The 22568-nt window shown below is 59.5% G+C and carries 19 protein-coding genes; 6 read left to right on the forward strand and 13 right to left on the reverse strand.

The window, feature by feature from the left end; all coding sequences use genetic code 11:
- Positions 1 to 137 precede the first annotated feature (137 nt).
- Positions 138 to 1067, forward strand: coding sequence for an aldo/keto reductase (locus AC1DUP_RS32790; protein WP_113307595.1), 930 nt, complete (start codon positions 138 to 140; stop codon positions 1065 to 1067).
- Between the two features lie 239 nt (positions 1068 to 1306).
- Here AC1DUP_RS32790 and AC1DUP_RS32795 read toward each other — a convergent pair whose 3' ends face one another.
- From AC1DUP_RS32795 to AC1DUP_RS32825, 7 genes are all read right to left on the reverse strand, one after another.
- Positions 1307 to 2047 carry a tyrosine-protein phosphatase gene (locus AC1DUP_RS32795; protein WP_113307594.1) on the reverse strand — a complete coding sequence of 247 codons (741 nt, stop codon included), beginning with the start codon at positions 2045 to 2047 and terminating at the stop codon, positions 1307 to 1309.
- 2 nt (positions 2048 to 2049) lie between these two features.
- On the reverse strand, positions 2050 to 2910 hold the full coding sequence (locus tag AC1DUP_RS32800; RefSeq protein WP_113296490.1) for a carbohydrate ABC transporter permease: 861 nt from the start codon (positions 2908 to 2910) through the stop codon (positions 2050 to 2052).
- The gene (locus AC1DUP_RS32805; protein ID WP_113296491.1) at positions 2900 to 3853 is read right to left on the reverse strand and encodes a carbohydrate ABC transporter permease; all 954 of its coding nucleotides are present in this window, start codon (positions 3851 to 3853) and stop codon (positions 2900 to 2902) included. Before AC1DUP_RS32805 ends, AC1DUP_RS32800 begins: the two co-directional genes overlap by 11 nt.
- 81 nt (positions 3854 to 3934) lie before the next feature.
- Positions 3935 to 5230 (reverse strand): ABC transporter substrate-binding protein, encoded by a 1296-nt coding sequence (locus AC1DUP_RS32810; protein WP_113307593.1) that lies wholly within the window; start codon positions 5228 to 5230, stop codon positions 3935 to 3937.
- Between the two features lie 16 nt (positions 5231 to 5246).
- A complete protein-coding gene (locus AC1DUP_RS32815) occupies positions 5247 to 6089 on the reverse strand; it encodes a metallophosphoesterase (RefSeq protein ID WP_113307592.1) in 843 nt (280 codons plus the stop codon).
- A gap of 111 nt (positions 6090 to 6200) precedes the next feature.
- Positions 6201 to 6842 carry a TetR family transcriptional regulator gene (locus AC1DUP_RS32820; RefSeq protein WP_113307591.1) on the reverse strand — a complete coding sequence of 214 codons (642 nt, stop codon included), beginning with the start codon at positions 6840 to 6842 and terminating at the stop codon, positions 6201 to 6203.
- Between the two features lie 203 nt (positions 6843 to 7045).
- On the reverse strand, positions 7046 to 8770 hold the full coding sequence (locus AC1DUP_RS32825) for a peptidoglycan D,D-transpeptidase FtsI family protein (protein ID WP_113296495.1): 1725 nt from the start codon (positions 8768 to 8770) through the stop codon (positions 7046 to 7048).
- Positions 8771 to 9138: 368 nt separating this feature from the next.
- Here AC1DUP_RS32825 and AC1DUP_RS32830 point away from each other — a divergent pair, with 368 nt between their 5' ends.
- On the forward strand, positions 9139 to 9312 hold the full coding sequence (locus tag AC1DUP_RS32830) for a hypothetical protein (RefSeq protein WP_477836812.1): 174 nt from the start codon (positions 9139 to 9141) through the stop codon (positions 9310 to 9312).
- Between the two features lie 42 nt (positions 9313 to 9354).
- Here the strand turns inward: AC1DUP_RS32830 and AC1DUP_RS32835 are convergent, their stop codons facing one another.
- The 6 genes from AC1DUP_RS32835 to AC1DUP_RS32860 all read right to left on the reverse strand — a co-directional run bounded on the left by AC1DUP_RS32835 (position 9355) and on the right by AC1DUP_RS32860 (position 17948).
- Positions 9355 to 10665, reverse strand: coding sequence for an HlyD family type I secretion periplasmic adaptor subunit (locus tag AC1DUP_RS32835; protein ID WP_113307590.1), 1311 nt, complete (start codon positions 10663 to 10665; stop codon positions 9355 to 9357).
- A complete protein-coding gene (locus AC1DUP_RS32840) occupies positions 10652 to 12499 on the reverse strand; it encodes a type I secretion system permease/ATPase (RefSeq protein ID WP_113307589.1) in 1848 nt (615 codons plus the stop codon). Before AC1DUP_RS32840 ends, AC1DUP_RS32835 begins: the two co-directional genes overlap by 14 nt.
- A 7-nt stretch (positions 12500 to 12506) precedes the next feature.
- A complete protein-coding gene (locus AC1DUP_RS32845) occupies positions 12507 to 13244 on the reverse strand; it encodes a hypothetical protein (RefSeq protein WP_113296498.1) in 738 nt (245 codons plus the stop codon).
- A 75-nt stretch (positions 13245 to 13319) separates the two neighbouring features.
- A complete protein-coding gene (locus tag AC1DUP_RS32850; RefSeq protein ID WP_477836813.1) occupies positions 13320 to 15719 on the reverse strand; it encodes a TonB-dependent receptor in 2400 nt (799 codons plus the stop codon).
- Between the two features lie 372 nt (positions 15720 to 16091).
- Positions 16092 to 17108, reverse strand: a complete 1017-nt coding sequence (locus AC1DUP_RS32855; protein ID WP_113296499.1) for a FecR family protein — start codon at positions 17106 to 17108, stop codon at positions 16092 to 16094.
- A gap of 117 nt (positions 17109 to 17225) precedes the next feature.
- The gene (locus AC1DUP_RS32860) at positions 17226 to 17948 is read right to left on the reverse strand and encodes an RNA polymerase sigma factor (protein ID WP_477836814.1); all 723 of its coding nucleotides are present in this window, start codon (positions 17946 to 17948) and stop codon (positions 17226 to 17228) included.
- Between the two features lie 197 nt (positions 17949 to 18145).
- On the opposite strand from AC1DUP_RS32860, the gene AC1DUP_RS32865 reads away from it, so the two are divergent.
- The 4 genes from AC1DUP_RS32865 to AC1DUP_RS32880 all read left to right on the forward strand — a co-directional run bounded on the left by AC1DUP_RS32865 (position 18146) and on the right by AC1DUP_RS32880 (position 22547).
- Positions 18146 to 18817 (forward strand): L,D-transpeptidase, encoded by a 672-nt coding sequence (locus tag AC1DUP_RS32865; RefSeq protein ID WP_113296501.1) that lies wholly within the window; start codon positions 18146 to 18148, stop codon positions 18815 to 18817.
- 13 nt (positions 18818 to 18830) lie between these two features.
- Entirely contained in the window at positions 18831 to 19367 is a 537-nt protein-coding gene (locus AC1DUP_RS32870) for an OmpA family protein (RefSeq protein ID WP_113307588.1), read from the forward strand.
- Positions 19368 to 19642: 275 nt separating this feature from the next.
- On the forward strand, positions 19643 to 20953 hold the full coding sequence (locus AC1DUP_RS32875) for a polysaccharide biosynthesis/export family protein (RefSeq protein WP_113307587.1): 1311 nt from the start codon (positions 19643 to 19645) through the stop codon (positions 20951 to 20953).
- Positions 20954 to 21038: 85 nt separating this feature from the next.
- Positions 21039 to 22547: an O-antigen translocase gene (locus AC1DUP_RS32880; RefSeq protein ID WP_113307586.1), complete on the forward strand. Its 1509-nt coding sequence runs from the start codon at positions 21039 to 21041 to the stop codon at positions 22545 to 22547.
- Positions 22548 to 22568 lie beyond the last annotated feature (21 nt).

The following is a 22568-nucleotide window of genomic DNA, read 5'->3' on the forward strand; positions in this document are numbered from 1 at the left end:
GATCCGAAGCTCGCTACGTTGGATACTCAACGATGTCGGTCGTTGAGAGCAGCAGCTTCAGCTAGCCACGCGACCCCCGTTCCCGTAAAAGCTGATAACCATTTAGTTATTTCGCAACCCCGCCTGAGGTACTCGTCATGAAATTCTACAAGCTTCCGCAGACTGATCTCGAAGTGTCAAGCATCATCCTCGGCATGATGCGGATCGCCAATATGAGCAATGGCGAAATCCAGAAATTGATCGGCGGCGCACGCGATGCCGGCGTGACCTTTATCGATCACGCGGACATTTATGGCGGCGCACCGCATCGCTGCGAGGCCCGTTTCGGCGAAGCGATCTCCCTGACGCCTGCCGAGCGCGAGAAGCTTCTCATCCAGAGCAAAGTCGGCATCCGCAAGGGATTTTTCGATTTCTCCGCCGAACATATTCTGGCCTCGGTGGATCAGTCGCTTGCGGCGCTGAAGACCGACTATCTCGACGTGCTTCTGCTGCATCGCCCTGATACGCTTGTCGAACCCGAGGACGTGGCCGCAGCCTTCGACACGCTCAAATCTTCCGGCAAGGTCCGGCATTTCGGCGTTTCCAACCACACGCCGGGTCAGGTCGAATTGCTCAAGACCGCGGTCAAGCAACCGCTCATCGTCAACCAGGTACAGCTCAGCATCACCCATGCGCCGCTGATTGCATCAGGCGTTGCCGCCAATATGGCGGGACTCGATCAGTCGGTCGATCGCGATAACGGTCTCCTCGACTATTCCCGGATCAACGGCATGATGCTGCAGGCCTGGTCGCCGTTCCAGAAGGGTTTCTTCGACGGCGTATTCCTTGGCGACCGCGAAAATTTCGCCGATTTGAACGACGCCATCGACGAACTCGCGAAGGCCTATGGCGTAACGCCGACAGGCATTGCCGTCGCCTGGATCACCCGTCACCCGGCAAAGATCCAGGTTGTCCTCGGCACCACGAAGCCGGAGCGTGTCGCCGAAGCAGCAGCCGGCTCTTCTGTCTCGCTGACCCGCGAGGAATGGTATCGGCTGTTCAGGGCTGCAGGACACACGCTGCCTTGATCTGCTGTGAGGAATAGCCGTCCGATAATCGGGCGGCTACCCTTGCGGGGCGGAGGTGCAGCTGTGATGCCGGATGGCATCCCCAGCAATTCGGCACGCCTGAGGATATCTACGATCGCCCGGCCAACATATTCGTAGCAAGCTTCATGGGGTCGCCCGCTTTGGTAACGGATGGCGCCCGAAGCCCAACAAACGTTGCTGGCATCACGCCAAGTTGCTTTTAATTAGACAGAGAAGCCTCAGACAAGCCGCCGCTCGAGACTGGTGATTTCCGATTGGCCCAAGCCCATCTGCGCGAGATAGGCGCCAACGCCGCCGTAACGTGTGGCGAGGTGCCCGAGTGTGCGGGCCATGCTGTGCGGTGCCGACGCGAGGATCACCTCCGCAAGGCTCGAAGGAATACCGCGTGCGATCGCCCGTGCATGGAAGTCGGCAAGCAAGGGAGCGAATATCGATCCGGTCAGCGCGTAATCTTCGATGATAACAGCGTCATCGACCCCGGCCTGTGCGAGCATCAGAGCCGCAATGATGCCGGTGCGATCCTTGCCGGCCGAACAATGGAAGAGGACGATCCCATCAGGTGCGTGTGCGATCGTCGTCAGCACTTTGGCGATCGCTGGCTGACAATTGTCGAGTGCCTGGCAGTATCGGTCGCCCATATCGAAATCGGACAATTGCGCTGCCATCATTTCAACCGGCGCCAAAGCCGAAAATAGCGGGACGTTGTCGTAACGAACCCGCGCATCCTCCGTGAAAGGATTGGCCTCCTGAGCGAGTTCCTGCGGATTGCGCAAGTCGATCACTGTCGTCACCCCATAAGCGATCAGCGCCTCGATATCGGCCGCGCTCAGCGCATGCAGTGCGTCGCCGCGCAGAACCGAGCGCCAACGCGTCAGTCTACCGTTGCCCGCCGGATAGCCGCCAAGGTCGCGCACGTTGCGAGCGCCGGTAAGCGCGATAAGTCTCTCATAATTTTGCATGATCAGCGGATTCCAGATTTCATGAAGGATTCGATGACGTGACGCTGGAGAACGAGATAGATCAGAAGGATCGGCAGGCTGGCGAGCGCTGCCGCCGCCATCAGCGGTCCCCAGAGGTTGCCCTCCTGGGTCATGAACATCTGCAAGCCGATCTGCACGACCGAATTCTCGGGCTTGCGCGACAGCAGCAGCGGCCAGAAATATTCGTTCCAGGCGGAAATAAAGGCGATGATCGACAAAGACGCGATGGGCGCGCCCATGTTGGGTATGACGATCTGCCAGAGGATGCGCAGGCTTCGCGCCCCATCCATGCGCGCAGCCTCCAGCACTTCGGTCGGGAAGGCCCGCATGGCATGATAGAGCAGCAGGATCGCGAATGCGTGGGCGGCATTCGGCACGACCAGACCCGCCAAGGTGTCGAGCAGCCCGAGCCTGGAGGCGAGCACATAGTTCGGGATCATCGTGACCTGGAAAGGCACGAGCCAGGACAAGGCAACCAGACCGTGAACGACGGCTGACAGCCGCATGCGCCAACGTACCAATGCATAGGCGGCAAACATGCCGGTGGTTACCTGCAGCAAGGCGGTTGCGGCAGCTACGATCGTCGTGTTGAAGAGCATCTGCAGCATCGGCACGCGTGTCAAAACAAAGAGGTAATTGTCGAACGTCGGATCGGACGGCCAGAGCGCCGTCGAAAAGATTTCGTTCTCCGGTCGCAACGATGTGACGATCATCCAGTAGATTGGAAAGATCGAAATGAACGAGAGCACGATCATGACGGCGTGCACGCCGAACTTGCGCCCGAATCCGCGGGACGGCGCTGATCGGCCCGGCCGGTGGTCGTCGAGGGCATCAGTTGTCATAGAAGGCAAACCTCTTCGTCAGCCACATGCAGAGAGCGGCAAGCACCGCGAAGCCGGCGAAAGCGATCATGCCGGCGGCCGAACTCCAGCCGGCCGAAAGCGTCTGGAAACCGTATTCCCAGAGCAGGTAAAAGATGTTGGTCGTCGACTTTAGCGGGCCGCCATTGGTCAGCACGTTGATATAGGCAAAGCTCCATTGTGCGCCGAAAAGTACCGTCATCATCGACAGCAGCAGGATCGTCGGCGAGAGCAACGGCAGCCTGATATCGCAGATGATACGCCAGCGGCTGGCACCGTCGATGCGCGCGGCTTCGATATAGGACGGGTTGATACCCGCATTGGCGGCCGAAAAGAGCAGTGTCGAAAAGCCGATCAGCTTCCAGCCGGTGATCCATGTCAGCGTCGGCAGGGCATAGAGGGGATCGGTCAGAAAGCCGATGCGGCCGAGCCCCAGGCCCTCGAGGGAAAGCGTAATAAGCCCTTGATCCTCATTCAGCAGCCAGCGCCACAGGATGGCCGCGACGACAGGAGCGATGATCATCGGCACGAAGATCAGCGACCGGTAGATCGTCCGGGCGCGGCCGCCGAGATCCTGCGTCCAGATTGCCACGAAAAGGGGAATGATCACCGACATCGGAAACAGGCCGATCGTGTAATAGAGCGTGTTCCAGAGAGCGTTGCGCATTTCCGGCAGCGCCAGCAGCCGCTGGTAGTTGGTCAGCCCGACAAAGCGTTGCGGCGACGTCGGCAGCATGTTCCACTGATAGAAAGACAGGCGGAACGTCTCGGCAAGCGGGATGTAGGTCCAGACCATCAGCAGGATGAGCGCGGGCGTAAGATACAGCCAGGGTGAAATGGTAAAGCGTTCGCGGGTGATTTCCGATTGCACCGAAGCCGTTTTCGTTAAGGCGGCGCCGGCCACCTCTGCCTGGATATCTGTCATTGACGAAAGCTCCGATCGACTGTCGGTGAAGGGCGGCCCTCGCCGCCGCCCCTCACCTTCCTCGTGAAGACTGCGGCTGACTTACGGCATCAGGTCCTGACCCTGCTCCTGCGCACCCTTCAGCGCTTCGATAGGGTCGCCGCTTCCGAAGACGGCTTCGCGAACGCCGTCCATCATCATCTTCTCGACCTGGCGATAATTCGGTCCGGGAAAGGCAACATTGGCCGTCAGACGGTCGAGCTGTTTGATGTTGGCCCGAAACATCGGGTTTTCCTTGAGCCAAGGGCCAAGATAGTTCGGGTCGTCGACGATATCGAGGCGCAGCGGCAGGTAGCCGATCTTGCTGGTGATGATCGTGTAGGCTTCCTTGCTCGTCAGATATTTGAGGAGCTCATAGGAGGCGCGCTGCTTGTCGGGGTCCTTGCTGAAGACGAAGAGGGCGCTGCCGGAATTGGTCGGTGCCGTCGGCTTGTCGCCAAAGGAGGGCATCGGTGCAAGCCGCAGCTCGAACTTGCCCTGAGCCGACTTCTTGACGCTGGAAAGCAACGCGCTCGTATAGAGGAACATGCCCATATTGCCCGCGGCAAACGTATCGGATGCACTCGCCGGATCGATCTTGGCATGGGCGCCGCTGTCGACCATGTTGCGCAGCATCTTCACGGCGTCCGCCGCGTCTTTGTCGGCAAAGGTCAGCGTGTTGCCGTCGCGCACCCTGCCGCCATTCGACATGACGATCGACTGATAGACGAAGGTGCCGTCGGTCGGACCATAGGCGCCGGGGAAGAAGCCGTTCTTGCCGGTCTTCTCCTTGATGGCCTTGCCGGCAATGTTGATATCGTCCCAGGTCCTCGGCGGCTTGTCCGGATCGAGGCCCGCCTGCTTGAAGAGGTCGGCATTGTAAAACAGTATCGGCGTCGAGAAGGTATAGGCAAGGCCATAGGTCTTGCCGTCGACCTTGCCGAGCTCAAGTCCCTGCGGGATCATGCCGGTGAGCTGATCCTTCAATTCGTTCGCATCGACCATGTCTTCGAGGGCATTGGCGCCGAGGTCGCTGGAGATATAGATCAGGTCACGGAATACCAATTGCGCCACGTCCGGCTGCTTGCCTGCAACGATATCGGCCTGCACGCGCGACATGATCTCATTGGACGGGACGGCAACGGTCTCGACCTTGATGTTGGGGAATTTCTTTTCGAAACCGGCGAGCAGTTCCTTGGTTGCGTCGGTTCCGGCGCTCGCCGAGGCGAGATTGTAATTGTAGAAGCTGATCGTCACCGGCTTGTCGACAGATGCGGGCATCTCGGCAAATGCGCCTGATGGTAAGAGCGAGACGGCGGCGAGCGCTGCCGTGAACTTCAACGTGGTCCTGCGCAACATGGATGTCTCCTGACGTTTATTCGGCGGCGACGGGCACGGCCCGCGCCAACAGCATTTCGAGCGGATAGGTGTTGAGCTCGGCGCGGTCGGACGGCAGCGGCACGAAGGCCATGGTGAGACCGGACGGACGGATGGTGCCGATGCCGAAAGAGGCGCCGCGAACCATGCGCAAAATGTCGGTGCGCAGAATGTCGGTCGCGGCATGCTGGCCGGTTCCGACGACGACGGGAATGCCGTGCCAGACGGATACGCGGTCATGATGGATGTGGCCGCTGAGGATGCCGATGATATTGCGACCATCAAGCAGCATTCTGAAGCGTTCCGACTGCGGAAAATGAATGGTCCGCCAATGGGTTGCATCAGGATTTTCACCCAAAGCCGGCGGATGATGAACGACGATCAGCTTCGGCAGATCGGGATGCGTATCCAGTGTCGATGCCAGCCAGTCGAACTGCTCCGGATCGATGGTGCCGCCGATCAGTCCCGGCGTCGAGGAGTCGATCGTGACGATGTGGATGCCATCGACGACGGCGTCGTGATCGTAGGGTGCATCCGGATCATCCGTTGCAACCGCCATGCCCTCGTAGAATCCGGGGCGCGTATCGTGATTGCCAAGCGCATAGATCACCGGCACGTCGATGCGTGCATCCATGATCTCCTTCAGCCGGCGGAAGCTCTCAGTGTCACCACGGTTTGTGAGGTCGCCGCTGACGATCACGAATTGCGGCCTGGGCGTGACTGTGGCGACCAGATCGAGCACTTGGTTGAGCGTGTCGGTCGTATCGCTGTACAGATGATCGTCATCGGTAGTGCCGATGTGCAGGTCGGTCAGATGGATGAAAGTGGTATCTCGGCGCATTGGAAGGCTCCCTGACAGTTCTCTCATGGGAACCGATAGAGGGGGCGTGTTTCGCAGGCGTGACGGATTTCGAATGCTGTTCGAAACACGTTCGGACTTAGTCTGAGGAAGTCAGGAAAGCCGACGGAACATAGGTGCAATCACCTCCACCATGCGCGCGATGACGAGATCCGGATTGTCGAGATCCATCTGATGATTGGTGAGAAGCTCGGTGCGCTGCCGGCTGCGGGTGACCTGCGAACGGATGCCGAGCGCGCAATTCAGACGCCAGCCGATATCCACCTCGTCGAGCCAGGGCGCAATCCGCTTCAATTGCGGAATGAAGGCCCGGTGATGCTCGACGTCCTCGATAATGCGACGGTAGTGAGGCGCGCCGTCACGATGGCTGTGTGCCATAGAGGTGAAGTGCGACAGCACGGGATAGCTCGACGTTGGATCGGTCGCCCAGCGGATCGACGGACCGACGAGGGCTGCAATCACCTCCTCGATATCGGGAGGATTGGGTGCTCGCCGATCGAGGGCTTTCTGCAGCAGGCTCAGGCGCTCGGCGTTCAGCCGGCGATAGACGCGCTCCGCAACTGCGGTGATCAGTTCTTCCTGGGATCCGAAATGATAGGCGATCGCCGAAGGCGTCGCCTGCGCCTGGATCGCAATCCGGCGCGCCGTCAGCTCTTCCAGGGCATGCGCCTCGCAAAGCAGCAGCTCGCAGGCATCCATGAGGCGTTTTGCAGTGACGTTTGTTCGGCTGGACATGAGGCGCACACCTTCGCCCAATGACTAGGCCGCAAGTATGTAGCCTGGATGACGCAACGCGATGAAAGTTGGGCAACCTCCATTGCCGGCCCGATGCCGTTGCGAAAGCTGTTAGAAACAGCACGCTCTTCGGCTGACGGCGTTCAACCCATCTTTGTCGCAAACGACCGACAGAGGCGATTCCGGACAGTGCTCGCTACCCCTCAGTATGAGGCTAGCAGATTCTGCCCGAAATCCGGTTCGACGCCCAGAATAGGTGCGGCGCGGCTGATGATGTCGTGGACCATGGGGGCTGCCGTATTCGTCGCGAAGGTGAGCCCGTGCTGGCCGGTCAGCGGTTCGTCGATGAAAGACAGAACGACATATTTCGGCGCATCGATCGGAAAGGCCGCGAGATAGGCGTTGAAGCTCAGCGTGTGCGAATAATGGCCGTTCACGACCTTGTTCGCCGTGCCCGTCTTGCCGCCGACATGGAAACCAGGCACGTCGGCGGTACGTCCGGAGCCTTGTTCGCCATTGAGTTTGAAGAGCGCGCGGATCGTATCGCTGGTACTTTTCTTGACGATCTGCTGCTCGGTTTTCGCCGCCTCTTCCGCTGAGCGTGGCAGGAAGGTCGGCTCTATGAGCTCGCCACCATCGACGAGAGCGGCACCGGCAACGGCCGTCTGCAGCGGCGTGGTCGCGACGCCATGGCCGAAGGAGATGGTGATCGAGTTGATCTTCTTCCACACTTTGGGCTGTGTCGGCGTTTTTACCTCCGGCAGCTCGGTCTGCATTTTGGTCAGGAGGCCAAAACGGGTCAGATAGTCCTTCTGACGATCCATGCCGACGAGGTCCATCATTCTTGCCGTGCCGATATTGGAAGAATAGCGAAAGATTTCCGGAATGGTCAGCCAGCGGCGCGGCACGTCATGGTCGTCATGGATGATGAAGCCGCCGTAGTGCAGCGGGCCGGTAGCGTCGAAACTGTCGGAGAGTTTGACCGTGCCGCTGTCGAGTGCCAATGCCATCGAGAAGGTCTTGAAGGTCGAGCCCATTTCGAAGGTGCCGTTTGACATGCGGTTCAGCCAGCCTTCGCTACCGGTCGCCTGAGGGTCGTTCGGGTCGAAATCGGGGGCGGAAGCCATGGCGAGCACCTCGCCCGTATGGATGTCGAGGATGACGGCGCCGGCAGCCTTGCCCTTGTAGGTGGTGATAGCATCGGTGACGACGTCATGAACGACATTCTGCGCCCGAATGTCGATCGACAGCTTCACCGGCTCCAGATTCTCGCGCACTGCGAGCCCGGTGGATTCCAGATCCGAAAGGCCCTGCATGTCGAGATACTTCTCCATGCCGGCCATGCCCTTGTTGTCGATATCGACATAGCCGAGGATGTGAGCAGCGGTACGCCCGCCAGGATAGAAGCGCTTCACCTCGGGGCGGAAGCCAATGGCGGGAAGGCCGAGGGCCAGAACGTCGCTTTGCTGTTTCGGCGTCAGCTGGCGACGCAGCCATGTGAACTGCGAACGCTTGTCCGACAGCTTCTGATAGAGCGTTTTCCGGTCGAGTTCCGGGAAAAGCTGCGTGAGTTTCTCGACCGCTTCATCGACATCGACCATATGGCTTGGCTCGGCAAACATCGAAACCGTGCGGATATCGGTCGCCAGCAGCTCGCCGTTTCGGTCGAGAATATCGGGCCGGGAGGCCATGATCGGATTCGGCGGAATGCTCGATGTCGTCGTGTCGACGGCAAGGCCATAATAGATCAGCTTGCCGAACATTCCGGCGTAGACGATGCCTAGGACGCCTGCGAGGGTGACGATGCGGCTTCTGGCTTGCCGTGCCGTTCCGGTGGTCTTGCGAGCGGCCCGCGTGAAAGGGGCAGCTTCGAAGGTGAGCTTCACCAGTCGACCGCTTCTTACGCTGATACTATGAATGATCGACATTGCCACACACCGAGAACAGAACTCACCAGCGCATAACCCACCCATCGGCATCGGCTATCAAGGGGATATGTGCGGATTTAAAGCCTAAGAAGCGGAACACATTCTCACGGCTCTGGTAGAGCTTTAAACCTCTCCCCATCTGGCGCCTGGATGGTTAACAAGGTCTTATCCGACTACGTGTGTTTTTGTCGCAGTTGCCCGATGCCCACCAGACCAATGGAGGCTTGCACAATTAAAACGATTTTAAAATATTCGCTCCAAAAGCTAATCGATTTTAATTTTATGATTAAATTTTTCTTGTTGCAGCGCAAAAGGATTCGCGCCTTTAATCGCTGCGAACGGTCAAATTGCTCTGTCGAGGAACGCACATGACAATGACATTTCCGCTAACTGAAAAGCGCAATGCCGATGAACTGTTGAAGCATCTGATCCAGCACAATCTCTCCTATCCGGGAAATTGTGCCGTTTCGCTCAAGGCTCATGTCGCCCTCGTCACATCCTCTCATACGTTCGCGCTGGGAACCGCCCGTACGGCATGGTAGCGACCAAAAGCTGGGCTGCGAATTCCACGATTGCATCCGATCTTAATCCTCCCGGAAGGCGCGCAAGATCTGGTCGGAGAGCGGTTTGACGAGATAGGAAAGCGCGGTGCGGTCATCCGTTTTGATCATGACCTCGGCCGGCATGCCTGGGACGAGTGCAAGGCTCTTCAGCTTTTCTTTTTCGGCTTGCGGGACGGCGACACGCACCAGGTAGTAGGACTGGCCGGACCGTTCGTCGGTGGCCAGATCAGCCGCAATTCGGCTGACGAAACCGGTGAGCTCGGGTGTCGTGCGAAGATTGAATGCGGTCATTCTCAACAAGGCCGCGTGCCCGATCTGGATCTGGTCCACGTCCTTCGGCGCAATCTGAACTTCAAGGGCCAGATCATCGCCTTCCGGCACGATCAGCATGATCGGATCGGCAGGAGAGATTACGCCGCCGACGGTATGGACCGCCAATTGGTGCACGACGCCGGATTGCGGAGCGACAATATCGATGCGCTTCAATTCATCCTCGGCTGCGACTTTGCGCTCGACATATTCGCCGATCTGCGCCTGGACCTCCCGCAATTCACGGCCGACTTCGGTTCTCAGATCTTGATCGATCTGCAGGATCTGCAGCCGCGTTTCGGTGATCCGGCCGGCCGACTGGGCCTGGAAGGCAATCTTCTCACCGCGTTCTCCGCCAAAGGTCGCAGCCTGGGTCTTGAGGCCGTTCAGCCGCTGGTCGGAAACGATGCCCTGTTCGCGCAACCTGTTCAGGGCGGATATTTCGGCGTTGAGAACCTCTATTCCCTCGCCATAGGCAACTTCCTGGGCCTTCAGTCCGGCGATTTCATGCTCGAACTGCGCGATGCGCTGATTGAGTTGGGCTTTCTGCCCTTCCCTCGCGTCCCGCCGGGACTGGAATAATCGAGATTCGCTATGGATGGCAGCAGCCACCTCAGGATCCTTTTCGTCAGCAAGCAGCCAGTCTGGAAAAGCGATGTCATCAAGATCGTCACGTTCGGCCTCCAGCCGCGCCAACCGCGCGGCCAATTCGTTCAGCCGCTTCGTGACGATCGCCAGGTTGGCGCGGGCCTGGGTAGCGTCGAGGCGCATGAGAACGTCACCAGCCCTGACCTCATCACCCTCTCCCACAAGGATTTCTCCGACGACCCCGCCCTTCGGGTGCTGGACCTTCTTGACGTAGGAATCGACGACAAAATGCCCCGGTGCCACCACCGCTCCGGAGAGATCCGTCACCGAAGCCCATGCCCCCGCACCTCCGACCATCGCCAGCGAAGCGATAACGCCCACCATCAGGTGGCGGCGGATTGAACGGCTGACTTCCCGGTCATCAATGTCTGACATCGGCATCCTCCTGACTATCCGATATGGCGCCATTTGCTGGATCGGATGTCGTCTGCGCCGCGTTTGCGATCACTCGCAGCGGTGGCGTACTGACGCCGGTTGCCGGAAAGCTCCGGCCTGCGGGCAGGCCCGATCCGCTTTTCAAAACCCTGGAAAGCACCTCGTCTCGGAGGCCGAAAGCCTTTTGCCTGCCACCCTCGATCATCAGCACATGATCGACGATCCCAAGCGCACTGGGTCTATGGGCAACGACGACGACGATACCCTTGCGATCGCGAACCGCGGCGATGGCTCTGACGACAGCGGCTTCGCCCTCGGCATCCAGATTGGCGTTGGGCTCATCGAGGACGACCACAAACGGATCGCGATAAAGGGCGCGCGCAAGGCCGATACGCTGGCGCTGACCTGCCGAGAGTGCGGCTCCGGCTTCGCCGATCTGCGTCTCGTAGCCGAGTTCGAATTTCAAGATCAGCTCATGGGCACCGGCCGTGCGCGCCGCGGCGATGATCGCTTCCGCATCGGGAGCTTCCTCGAACCTCGAAATATTTTCGGCAACGGTTCCGTCGAACAGTTCGACGCCCTGTGGGAGATAGCCGATATGCTCACCGAGTGCGGCGCTGTCCCATTGGTCGAGGCTCGCGCCATCGATCCGGACCTTGCCGGCCGAGGGCTGCCAGGCGCCGACGAGGATACGCGACAAGGTCGACTTGCCCGATCCGGACGGACCGATCACGCCGAGAGCGCTTCCTGCGGCCAATGAGAAACCGAGCCCGGCCAGCGTCGGTTTTCTTTCGCCCGGAGGCACGACGGTCACGGCCTCGATGCGCAACTCACGTTCGGGCCGCGGCAGAGCTGTGACAGGTTTGGCCTCGGGAATCTTGTCGAGCAGGTCCTGAAGCCTTGCCCAGCTCTGGCGTGCCATCAGGAACGGCTTCCAGTTGCCGATTGCAAGCTCGACCGGCGCGAGCGCCCTGCCCATCATGATCGAGCTTGCGATCATGATGCCGCCCGTGGCTTGTTGCGTGATCACGAGATAGGCGCCGACAGCAAGGATGGCGGACTGCAGCATCATGCGCAGCGATTTCGACACGCCTCCCAAGCCACCGCCGATGTCGCCGGCACGGCGGTTGGCCGCAAGATAGGCGGCGTTGACCTTCAGCCATCGTTTGGCGAGCCTCGTTTCCAGTCCCATCGCCCGGACGACTTCCGCGTTGCGACGGGTACCTTCCAGAAGGCCGTTGCGGATCATGTTCTGGGCAATGGTCTCGCGGATAGGACCTTGCGACAGCATGTTGGTGATCAGCGTCAGTGAGACAAGGATGATCGCGCCAATGAGCGCCGTCACGCCGATCCAGATATGGAATAGGAAGCATATGCCGAGATAAAGCGGCATCCAGGGAAGGTCGAAGAAGGCCGTCGGTCCGGTGCCGGATAGGAAGCCGCGGACATTGTCGAGATCCCGCAACGGCTGCAGGCCGTCACCTTGGGCTCGACTGACCAATGGAAGGCGTATCACGGCCTCATGAACGCGGGCGCTGAGCTTCCCGTCGAACCGCTCTCCGATCCGCAGCAAGACGCGGGCGCGAACGATATCGAGGACCGACTGGAACGCGTAGAGGCCGGCGGCAAGCACTGCCAGACCAATCAGCGTCGGAACGCTGCCGCTTGCGAGCACGCGATCATAGACCTGCAGCATGAACAGCGGCGATGTCAGGGCGAGCAGGTTGACGACCCCGCTGATGAGGGCAATGGCGACGACATTGCTCTTCAGGGGAAGGATCGTCGCCGCAGCAAAAGGCTGCGGCGACGTCCGAACCAAAAATTGGTTCTTCATCGGCCGATCACGCGACGAAGATCAGATCGGAGCTGTCAAGCGTGCCGCCGCCTGCGAAAGCGACGTCGATGCTGCTACCGGCGTAGGAGATCGTCGAACCGGAAATGCTGCCGCCAGCCGAGACGAAGTCGCTGTAGTCGTTCCAGCCATAGCCGTCGAGGACGATCAGGTCGTTGCCGTCAACAAAGTCGTTGATCGCATCATCGCCCCATCCGCCGGCATTCAGATCGGCTCGATAGTAGAAAGTGTCGAAGTCGCTCGCACCGGCACCCGTCAGCACATCGTCGCCTGCAAAGCTGTAGAGGGTCTCGCCGAGGCCGCCGCTATTGCCAGTCTGCGTCGTGCCCTGCTCACCAAGGTAGTCGTAGAGATGCGTCAGGTCGGCGAAGTTGGAGAGGTAGTAGATCGCATAGGTAAATGCCGTGGAGGTGGTCGCGTCCGACAGGTCCAACGTCAGCACGGTGCTGAGATCATAGCCCGTTGCCGTGCTGCCGGTCAGATGCGAGCCGAATTCCAGCGTGTCGAGCGAGCCGACGAAGCCGCCCGGTGGGATGTAGCTGAAATCACCGTTGAGAACCGCGCCCGACTGGGCGGTACCAGCGTTGCCGGCGACCCACTGGTCATAAGGCGCTGAGCCCGGGCTGAACGAGCCATGGCTGCGATATGAGAAGGAGTTGAGCCACGTGGTTTCGAGATAGTTGACCCAATCGGGCGCACCGGCGGGGACCTGAATTCCTACACTCATTGTCTTTCTCCATTGATGGTTGGTTGTCCGTCGATCGACGAACCTCGGATCCGCGGCCGGCCGGCCGGGAAATGCTTAGAACTTGAAGTTGAGAGATGCCGTCGCCGTGCGTCCCGGTCCGGGCAGGCTGATGGTTCCGAGCGCCGGGACGTAAGCGACATCGGTGACGTTGTTGACTGCAAAGCGAAGCTTGACGGTGTCGTTAAAGGCGTAGGAGCCGTATATGTCGTATAGCGAGTAGTCCTCGGTGACGTAGTTGCTCGCCAGCACGCCGATATTGGGTGAAGTGCCGCCGACATGGGTGGCGCGACCGCCAATCGTCAGCTTGTCATCGAACAGCCGCATGCCCGCATCGATGGTAAACTTGTTGCGCGGCGGCACGAAAATGATCGAGGGCTCGATCTCGTAGCTCGTGCCGTCATAGCTGTAGGTCGTGCCGAAATCCGTCTTCAGATAGGTGTAGGAAAGGCCGGCATACCATTTACCTGCATCATAGCTCGCTTCCAGCTCGATGCCCTTCATGCGCGTCGTGCCGTCAACGTTGACATAGGAGGCGTAGTCGCGTCCGGTCTCGGCGCGATGAACTGTCCCGAGCGCGATATAGTTTTCGATCTCGCGATAAAAGCCGACGGCCTTCAGGCGCAGGCTGTCATCAGCAGACAAGAGCCCGTCGGTCGTGGCATTCACGCCAAGCTCGAAAGTGTTGCCTTCTTCGGCCACGAGATCGGGATTGGGAGCGTTTTCCACGAGATTGACGCCAGGGTGACCGCCCGTCAGGAAGGTTTCCATGATCGTCGGAGGACGGAAGCTGCGCGAATATTTGGCGAAGGGCTGCAGCCAGTCGACAGGTTTGACGGCGAGCATGGCGGAGGGCAGCAGCGCGCCGTCCGAATTGTCCACATCGATGACGTTTTCCGGATAGACCGTCACGCGATCGATGGTCCCCGTCCAGATCCGGCAGGTCACGCCATCAGGGAAATACAACCGGCATCTTCGGTTGTCGATGGTCTTGACTTCCAGACCGTAGAGCGATGCGTCGCCCGAAAGATTGTAATAGTCGTAGCGCAGGCCGGCCTGCGCCATCAGCCAGTCGTCATGTTCGAACGTGGCATTGGTAAAGGCGCTGTAGACATCGCGATCGCCGGACGGGGTCGTGCCGGTATAGGTGGCCGTCATGTCGACGCCATTGAGGAAGTAGTCCTCAAGCGTCTCCGTCTTGCCGCGGTCGAAGAAGGCCTCGACACCGTAGTTCAACGAAAGCGAACCGGCTGAGGTCTCGAAGCGGCTGGTGTTGTCGATACTGAAGCCCAGCGTGCCGAGAGCGTAATTGACCGGGAAACCGTCGTCGTTGATGGCGGAACCGAAACGCTTCTCGCGGTTTCGCGTGTGATTGTACCAGAGGCGCGCATTGAGATCGATGAGTTCGCTGTCGGGATCCCAATGAAGGCTGCTGGTGAGCGTATCGTTCAGGACCTGCTGCGTATCTTCATCAAGGTCGCCATCATTGTTGTAGGAGCCCTGGCTGAAGTCGGAATCGTTGCGAAGCCAGGTCATCGACATGTCGAGATCGTCGGTGAGCTCCGCCTCGGCCTTCAGCAGGTAAGAGTAGGAGTCCTGCCCTGTGAAGATCGCCGCTCCGTCATGCACGGAGCTGTCATAAAGCTTGATGTCGCCACTCTCGCCGATGTCATAGGCGCCAATCTTCTTGTGGCTGATGCCACCGAGCACCGAAAAGCTGTCCGACAGTCTGACCGCCGCCATGCTCGCGCCATCAAATTGGAACTCGTTGGTGCCAACGGTCGCGTTCGACTCGCCGCCCCACTGGCGGCCGTCTTCTATGAGGTCATCGGCCTCAATGGTTCGAAAGTTGACCGAGCCGCCGAGTGCGCCGGCTCCGCCAACGCCCGATGTGCCGCTCTTTTCCACGTCGATTTCACGGATAAAGGCAGTTTCGACATAGGTTCGCTGCGTCGATCCATGGCCGTTGCGCTGAAAATTCTGCCTCGCCCCATCGATCATGGTGACGACGCGGTTCTGATCCTGGAGGCCGCGAATATTGACCGTGACGCCGGGGTTCTGCCCCTCGGAGCGGTTGGCATAGACGCCGGCGGCGTTGTCGAGCAAGTCGCGTGCGTTACGGGCGGGAGAGCTTTGAATGGCCTCCCTAGAGATGACGCTGACGCTTGCCGGCTCCTCGTAGACCCAGTCAGGCGTGCCGCGATAACCCGCACCGGAACTTGGACGTCGGCCGCCCTTGATGACGATCGGAGCAAGTTGGGTAACACCATCCTCCTGCGGAATGGCATTCACGATATCGGCGCTGCCAATCGTCGCTGCGCCACCATCTCCGGAAATATGAGCCGATACTCCCGTCCCCGACAGCATTCGATCAAGCGCGTCGGCAGGTGTCAATCGACCGGCCACGGCGCTGGTATTCACTGATCCTGTCGGCGTCGACGACAGCGTGATCTGCATGCCGGACTGACGCCCGAATGCACGGATCGCGTTCGCCAGGGGCTGGGACGGGATATCGAAGGGGAGTGTCGTGGCCGCTTGCGCTTGCGCGTTGTCGGCCGGCGCCGACTGCGCGTGAGCATTGGTTACTACAGACAAAATTGCAAAAGCGGTTGTCGCCAACAACCGTGCTCGCCACGCGTACCCACCCGCTTGGCACGCGCCGTTGAGCCTTAGAACCCCTACCCTCACTCGCATGCTCACTCTCGTCTCTCCAGTCGTTTGCGCCGATGTCGTGCCCGGCGCTTTCAACGAAATGACGATTGGCTCTCAGAGTTTTTTCAGGGTTTTCGGCTGGAGTGAGCTAAATCTTGATAAACAGTCAAATTTTTTCTAGAGTCGGCTGACGATGCGCGCGAGCGAGGAGATTGAGCGGACCTTGCCGCCATAAGGTTCGACCAGCGCGCGCAGCGCCTGATCGGGTTGTCTGAGATTGTAGAAGCCCGTGACGCGTTGGCGGGCAAGCGTAGTGTCGGGAACCGATATCCAGGCGGGGTGATAGCGCTGGATCTGCTCGATCACCGAGGCAAGCGTTGCGTCCACGACGTAGAGTTCACCATTGCGCCAGTTGGCGATCTCGTCGACCGGGATCGTGTCCTTCATCATGACGGCGCTGTTCGGATCGACGGTCAGCAGATCTCCGGGCACCAGCCGTTCGGGCGGGGTCGCAGACGAACCCGCGATGGAGGCTTGAACGGAACCGTGCGCAAGGGCAATGCTGGTCAGCCCGTCGGCGAGCTCCACGTCGAAGGCCGTGCCGAGCACCTCGACGCGGACGCCATTTGCTTCCACCGTAAAGGGCCTGTCCTTGTCCGGCGCCACCTCGAAATACGCCTCGCCGGCAAGAAGCTTGATGCCTCGCCGTCCGTCGCCGTCGTTCAAAGCAATCGAGGTCGCGGCAGCCATCGTTACCGTGCTGCCGTCCTGAAGGGTGATCGTGCGGGTTTCCGCCGTTGACGTCGAATAGTCGGCGCTCAAGCGAAGCATTAGGCCGGGCGCAACGACAAGCCCAAGACAGAGTGCGGCCATAGCCGCCGCTGCCACGGCAACCCGCCGCCACGGTGCGCGATGCCGAGCCGCTGCCGGCTGTCGTATGACGGGTCTGGCCGCCGATCTCGACGCATATTCCCACTGCGATTGCATGGTCGGGACAACCTGCCCCATTGCGGCCCATGTCTTCTGCGTGCGCTCCCAGGCCAGGCGGTGTTCGCGACCGCTGGTCAGCCAGTGATCGAAGCGCGCTTTGATCTCACTGTCTTCTGGCCCTTCGTGCAGGAGAAGGAGCCAATCAGCGGCCGCCTCCAGCGCCTCGTCCGAGACTTCAGGCCTTTTATCTGGTTCGACGGCCATCAGTTCCCAGTCTTTCCTGTAGCCAAACCACGTCGCATCCCCGCTGTTTTACCGCTTCACGAACATTGACGTTTATCTCGCCCGTTTTTTTCACTCGGATTCGAGATTTTTAGCGGATCATCCCATTTTTTTGGCGAATTCGACAATTGCCGCCTTGATCAGCCTGTGGACGCCGGCCACCGAAATGTCGAGGTGGCTGGCGATGTCCTCCATGCGGTATCCGCCGAAGCGATGCATTTCGACAGCGATGCGTGCCTGGTCCGGCATTGCCGAAAGGATTGCGTCAACCTGCCTGACCTGATCGCAGAAGAGCGCGTTTTCCTCAGGCGTTCCCGTGTCCAGGGGAAGTCCCCACCACGGCGTATCTTCCGGGCGAGCGCGCAAGTCTCGCTTCTGGCGCCTGCGCACGTCGAGCGCGAGGTTCCGCACCATGCGGAAGAGATAGGCTTTCAATTTCTGAGGTGTGGCCGCATCTTCCGGCACGAATTTTATGAAGACCTCCTGGACGAGGTCTTCAGCTTCTTCTCGCGAACCGACGATGGGCGTAGCGTATCGAATGAGGTCGGAGCGATGTGCCGCATAGACCGCGTACCGCCGGTCGTCCTCCCTGATGCCCATAGCAATATCCATAAAGAAACGCGGAGACGAACAATCGGCGGCCAGCCAAACGCCGGATTGCAAATTCCGCATATTTCGCAACATGAGAGGTAAACCAAAAAAACTTGACAATTTCCAGCATGTTTTTTCCAGGATTGAATTTGCAGGAGTTTTTAAGTCGAGCGCCGCTTCGACCAGCGACCCAATGCGTGGAACCAGGATCCAGCTTCGCAAAGGCGGCACAGTTCGCGGCCGTCTCCTGTTTATCTCAGGCAATTGGGTATAGCGCCGGTCTCGCCGAGTAACGATCAGAGCAACGCAGCCACCGCATCAACAACTCGACATCGAACTCTAGGGGATGAACAGAGTTTTGTGTTGTGGCAAATGAAAAATCTGATTTACTGGCGCCGCGCTGCTTGGCTTTGAGGGGGATTTGGCCGATGGTGTTAACCCGCAGGAATATTCTGCTTGGTGGATTGGCGTTACTTGGCACCGGCGCGGTACAGAAGCCGGCTTTTGCCCAGGCGGCTTCCTATTTTGCCGGCACCGCCGTCGATAATGGTGTGACATTCAGAGCAACCAACTTCGCCAAGATCGACAAGCAATGGCACCGGCAGGTTGTCAAATATTTCAGTAGCGAGCCGATCGGCACCGTTGTCGTCGATACCAGGCACCATTTTCTCTATCTGATCATGGAGAACAAGACGGCCATCCGCTACGGCGTCGGCGTCGGCCGCGAGGGTTTCAAATGGTTCGGCCGCGCCACGATCGACAGCAAATCTCTCTGGCCGCGCTGGACACCGCCACCGGAGATGCGCAAGCGCCATCCTGAACTGCCCGAATTCGTGGCCGGGGGCTCACCGAAGAATCCGCTCGGCCCCCGGGCCATGTACCTGCATCGTGACGGCGTCGATACCGGCTATCGCTTCCATGGCACGCTGGAGCCCTGGAGCATCGGCAAGGATGCCTCCAGCGGCTGCATCCGCATGTTCAACGAAGACGCCATCGATCTTTACCAGCGTTGCCCGATCGGCACCGCGGTGCAGGTTCTGCCGCATATTGCCGATCAGGCGCCCGCCGCCGAGGTCAGCCAGGCCACCCCGGTCGAATGAGGAAATCACCCTGATGTCTGTTTTGACCGCATATGCAAGGCACCTTGCCGCCACGGCCATGCTTCTGGCACTCACGGCCTGCACCACCACCGATATCGCTTCCGTAGAGGAACCTGCGGCAGCACCGCTGACCGGCCAGACCAACGATCCCGCGCCCGGTTTCGAGAACGTCAAGGCTGGCAGTGAAGAGGATTTCATCCTCAGTGTCGGCCGACGGATCTACTTCACGCAAGATTCCGCTAAGCTCGACACCGTCGCCATGACAACGCTGGACAACCAGGCTGCCTGGCTGAACAGGAACCCGACCTGGCTGGTCAAGCTGCAGGGATTTGCCGACGATTCCGGTTCGGAGTCGAAACTGAAGACCCTGTCGCAGCAGCGCGCCGATGCCGTCATGGCCTATCTCGTCTCGAAGGGAGTCGACACCGGACGCATGTGGGCCAAGGGTTACGGTGCGGACCGCGAAGTCCGCGACTGCACGCAACGTTCCTGCAAGGTGCAGAATAGGCGCGTCGTCGCCAATCTGCGCACGGAGCGCGATGCGACCTGATTGCAATTTACTACGTCGATCTCTGAAATCCGCCCTCGCCCTCCTGTGATCGTTCGCGAGGCGGAAACTTATGTTCCTGCTCGACTTGGGCGGAAGTACTCTACTCCACTTCATCAATAGTGATGAAGCGAAGCATCCGACCCTCCATCTTCCTCAAGGCTCCGTCTGATTGCACACTGGCGTTGCGGCGCTGGACCTTGCGTCCGGTGTCCGCGCAACGCCTAAAGCATTGAACCTGTATCCGTTTAAGGATGCTTTGCAGGCTGGACATGTAGATGAAGCTATCGTACCGCGTTCCTCGCATCTTCTTTAGTGCGACGTTTGCCATCAGTGCGCTCGTATTTCTTGCCGGACCCGCGTTGCCGGCGCTCGCCGATGACACGCCCTTTACCCCGCAGACCAAAATCCGCCTATCGATTGTCCAGTGGATGCCATCCAAAGGCCAATATGAACGATGGGATGCGCTTGGCGGCGAATACACCGTCTCGGATGACGGCCAGGTCTTTTTGCCCTTCCTTGGACCTCTTCCCGTTGGCAATCTCGATAACGCCAGTCTCACAAACGAGATTGCCAAGCGCCTGCAGGCAAAAATCGGATTGGTTCAGGCACCTGCAGTGACCATCGAAATTCTCGAATACCCGCCAATCTACGTCGTGGGAGACGTAACCACGCCCGGGGAGTACAAATTTCGCCCCGGACTGACCGTCCTGCAATCGCTCGCGCTGAGCGGCGGCCCGCTCCGCGCCAAAGGTTCGCAGCAAACGGAGTCTATCAAGCTCGCAGGCGAATTGCGCGAGATCGATCACTCCATCCTGCGCGCCACCGCGAAATTATCGCGACTCCAGGCCGAAATGGATGGCGCGAAGGAGATTACCTTCGATCAGACGACCGGCGCCGACCAGCAATTTACCGCCGGGATATACAACGAAGAAAGGATTATCTTTCAGGCTCGTGCAAGTGCGCTTCAGAGGCAGTCAAAGGCGTTCACGGAATTACGTGATCTTTTGACCACGGAAATTTCGACGCTGGAAGAGAAGCTGACGGGCGCAGACGATAATATCAAATCTGTCGAGGACCAACTGACCAGCGTTAAGTCCCTGGTCGAGAAAGGCCTCACGCTCTCTTCAAGGCAGATGGACCTGGAGCGGTTGCTGACGACCTACCGTTCCGACAAGCTCGACCTGGTCACCGCCATCATGCGGGGCCGGCAGGCGATCAGCGAGACAACGCGAAATCTCGAGGGACTTTCCGACACGCGCCGGAGCGAAGTGGCGACCGAAGCGCAGTCTGAACGGGCAAGTCTCGATCAGTTCAAGATGAAGCGCGAGATGACGCAGAAGCTGCTCCTCGAAGACCTTGCGAGCAATGACGGCGTCAAGAGCTCCGGCGAGGAACTCCCGCTTACCTTTAGCGTGAGCCGTCGGAACGAAGGACAAATCAATCAGTTCCAGGCTTCGGAAACGACAGCATTGGCGCCGGGCGATGTGGTGAGAGTCGTTCAGCCTCGTATTTTGGATAGTTCATCTGAGATCGACCCCGACCAATCTCCCAAGAGCCAGACGCTCGCAGACCGGGCCAGCCAGTGACCGGCGAAAAGCATGTGTGCGATCAAGCTTGCTGCGAGGTAGCCTCGTGCTCCCGGCCCATAAGGCAAACGGCTAGGGGGATCTGATGACTTTGCGCATGACCCCGCCAAGTGGCCATACTTATGCCCAGATCCTCAAATCGACGATACTGATGGGCGGCTCCTCGCTGGTGAACGTCGCGCTCAGCATCGTCCGCAATAAGGCCCTGGCTGTCCTGCTCGGGCCGGAAGGTGTGGGACTTATCGGCCTCTACGGGTCGATCATCGATATGGCACAAGCGACCGCTGGTCTGGGAGTGAGCGGCAGTGGCGTACGCCAGGTCGCAGAGGCTGCCGGTACCGGCGATGCAGAGAGGATCGCACGATCGGCGACAGTCCTCAGGCGCATATCGATGGTGCTCGGGCTGCTTGGTGCGCTCTTGCTTGCCGCGCTGGCGTTTCCGGTCTCGAATTTCACCTTTGGCGACTACCGGCATGCCGGCGCGATAGCGCTGCTCTCCCTGGCCGTATTTTTTCGCATGGTCTCCGCCGGGCAAACTGCGTTGATCCAGGGCATGCGGAACATTAGAAATCTTGCCCTTATCAACGTGCTCTCGGGGCTCTTCGGCACGGTAATCAGCATCCCGCTGATCTATCTGTTCGGCGCACCGGCGATCGCACCGTCTCTCGTCGTGATTGCAGCTGCTTCAATCCTTCCCACTTGGTGGTACAGCAGGCAGATCAGCACGCATCCTGCGCCAATGTCAGCGCGCCAGTTCGGTCGGGAAGCAACGGCTTTGCTCAGGCTCGGCTTTGCGTTCATGGCAAGCGGGCTTCTGACCTTCGGCGCCGCCTATGCTATCAGGATCATCGTGCTGAATGAGGGGGGCGTTGCTGCGTCTGGGTTGTATCAGGCGGCCTGGGCGCTTGGAGGTCTCTATGCGGGCTTCATCCTGCAGGCGATGGGCACGGACTTCTATCCGCGCCTGACTGCAACCGCAGAAAACAATGCCGAGTGCAACCGGCTGGTCAATGAGCAGGCGGAAATCAGCCTGCTGCTGGCAGGGCCCGGTCTGCTCGCCACCCTGACCCTGGCACCGCTCGTGATGAGCTTGTTCTATTCCGCGGAGTTTCATGGGGCGGTGGAGCTTCTGCGCTGGATCTGCCTGGGAATGCTGCTCAGGATTGTCGCCTGGCCGATGGGTTTCATCGTTCTGGCTAAGGGTGCGCAGACGATCTTCTTCTGGACAGAGGTCGCGGCGACGCTGGTGCATGTGGGGCTGGCGTGGCTCTTCGTGTCAAAGTTCGGCACGCCAGGGGCCGGCATGGCGTTTTTCGGCCTCTACGTCTGGCATAGTATCCTGATTTACGTGATTGTGCGGCGGTTTACCGGCTTCCGCTGGTCGGCCGCCAACCGCCGGCACGCGCTGCTCTTTCTGCCCGCCTCGGGATTGGTATTCTCTGCCTTTTTGATCTTGCCTCGATGGCCGGCGATGGTGATCGGCTCTCTCGCCGTGGCGCTCACAGGGCTCTACTCGCTGCGCATGTTGGTGGAACTGCTTCCGCCGGAGTCACTGCCCGCAATCGTCAGAGGATGGATCACGAAATCCGCGTAACAAATAAGCGCGCATCAGACG

This window comes from Rhizobium sp. 01L419, from assembly GCF_056400025.1.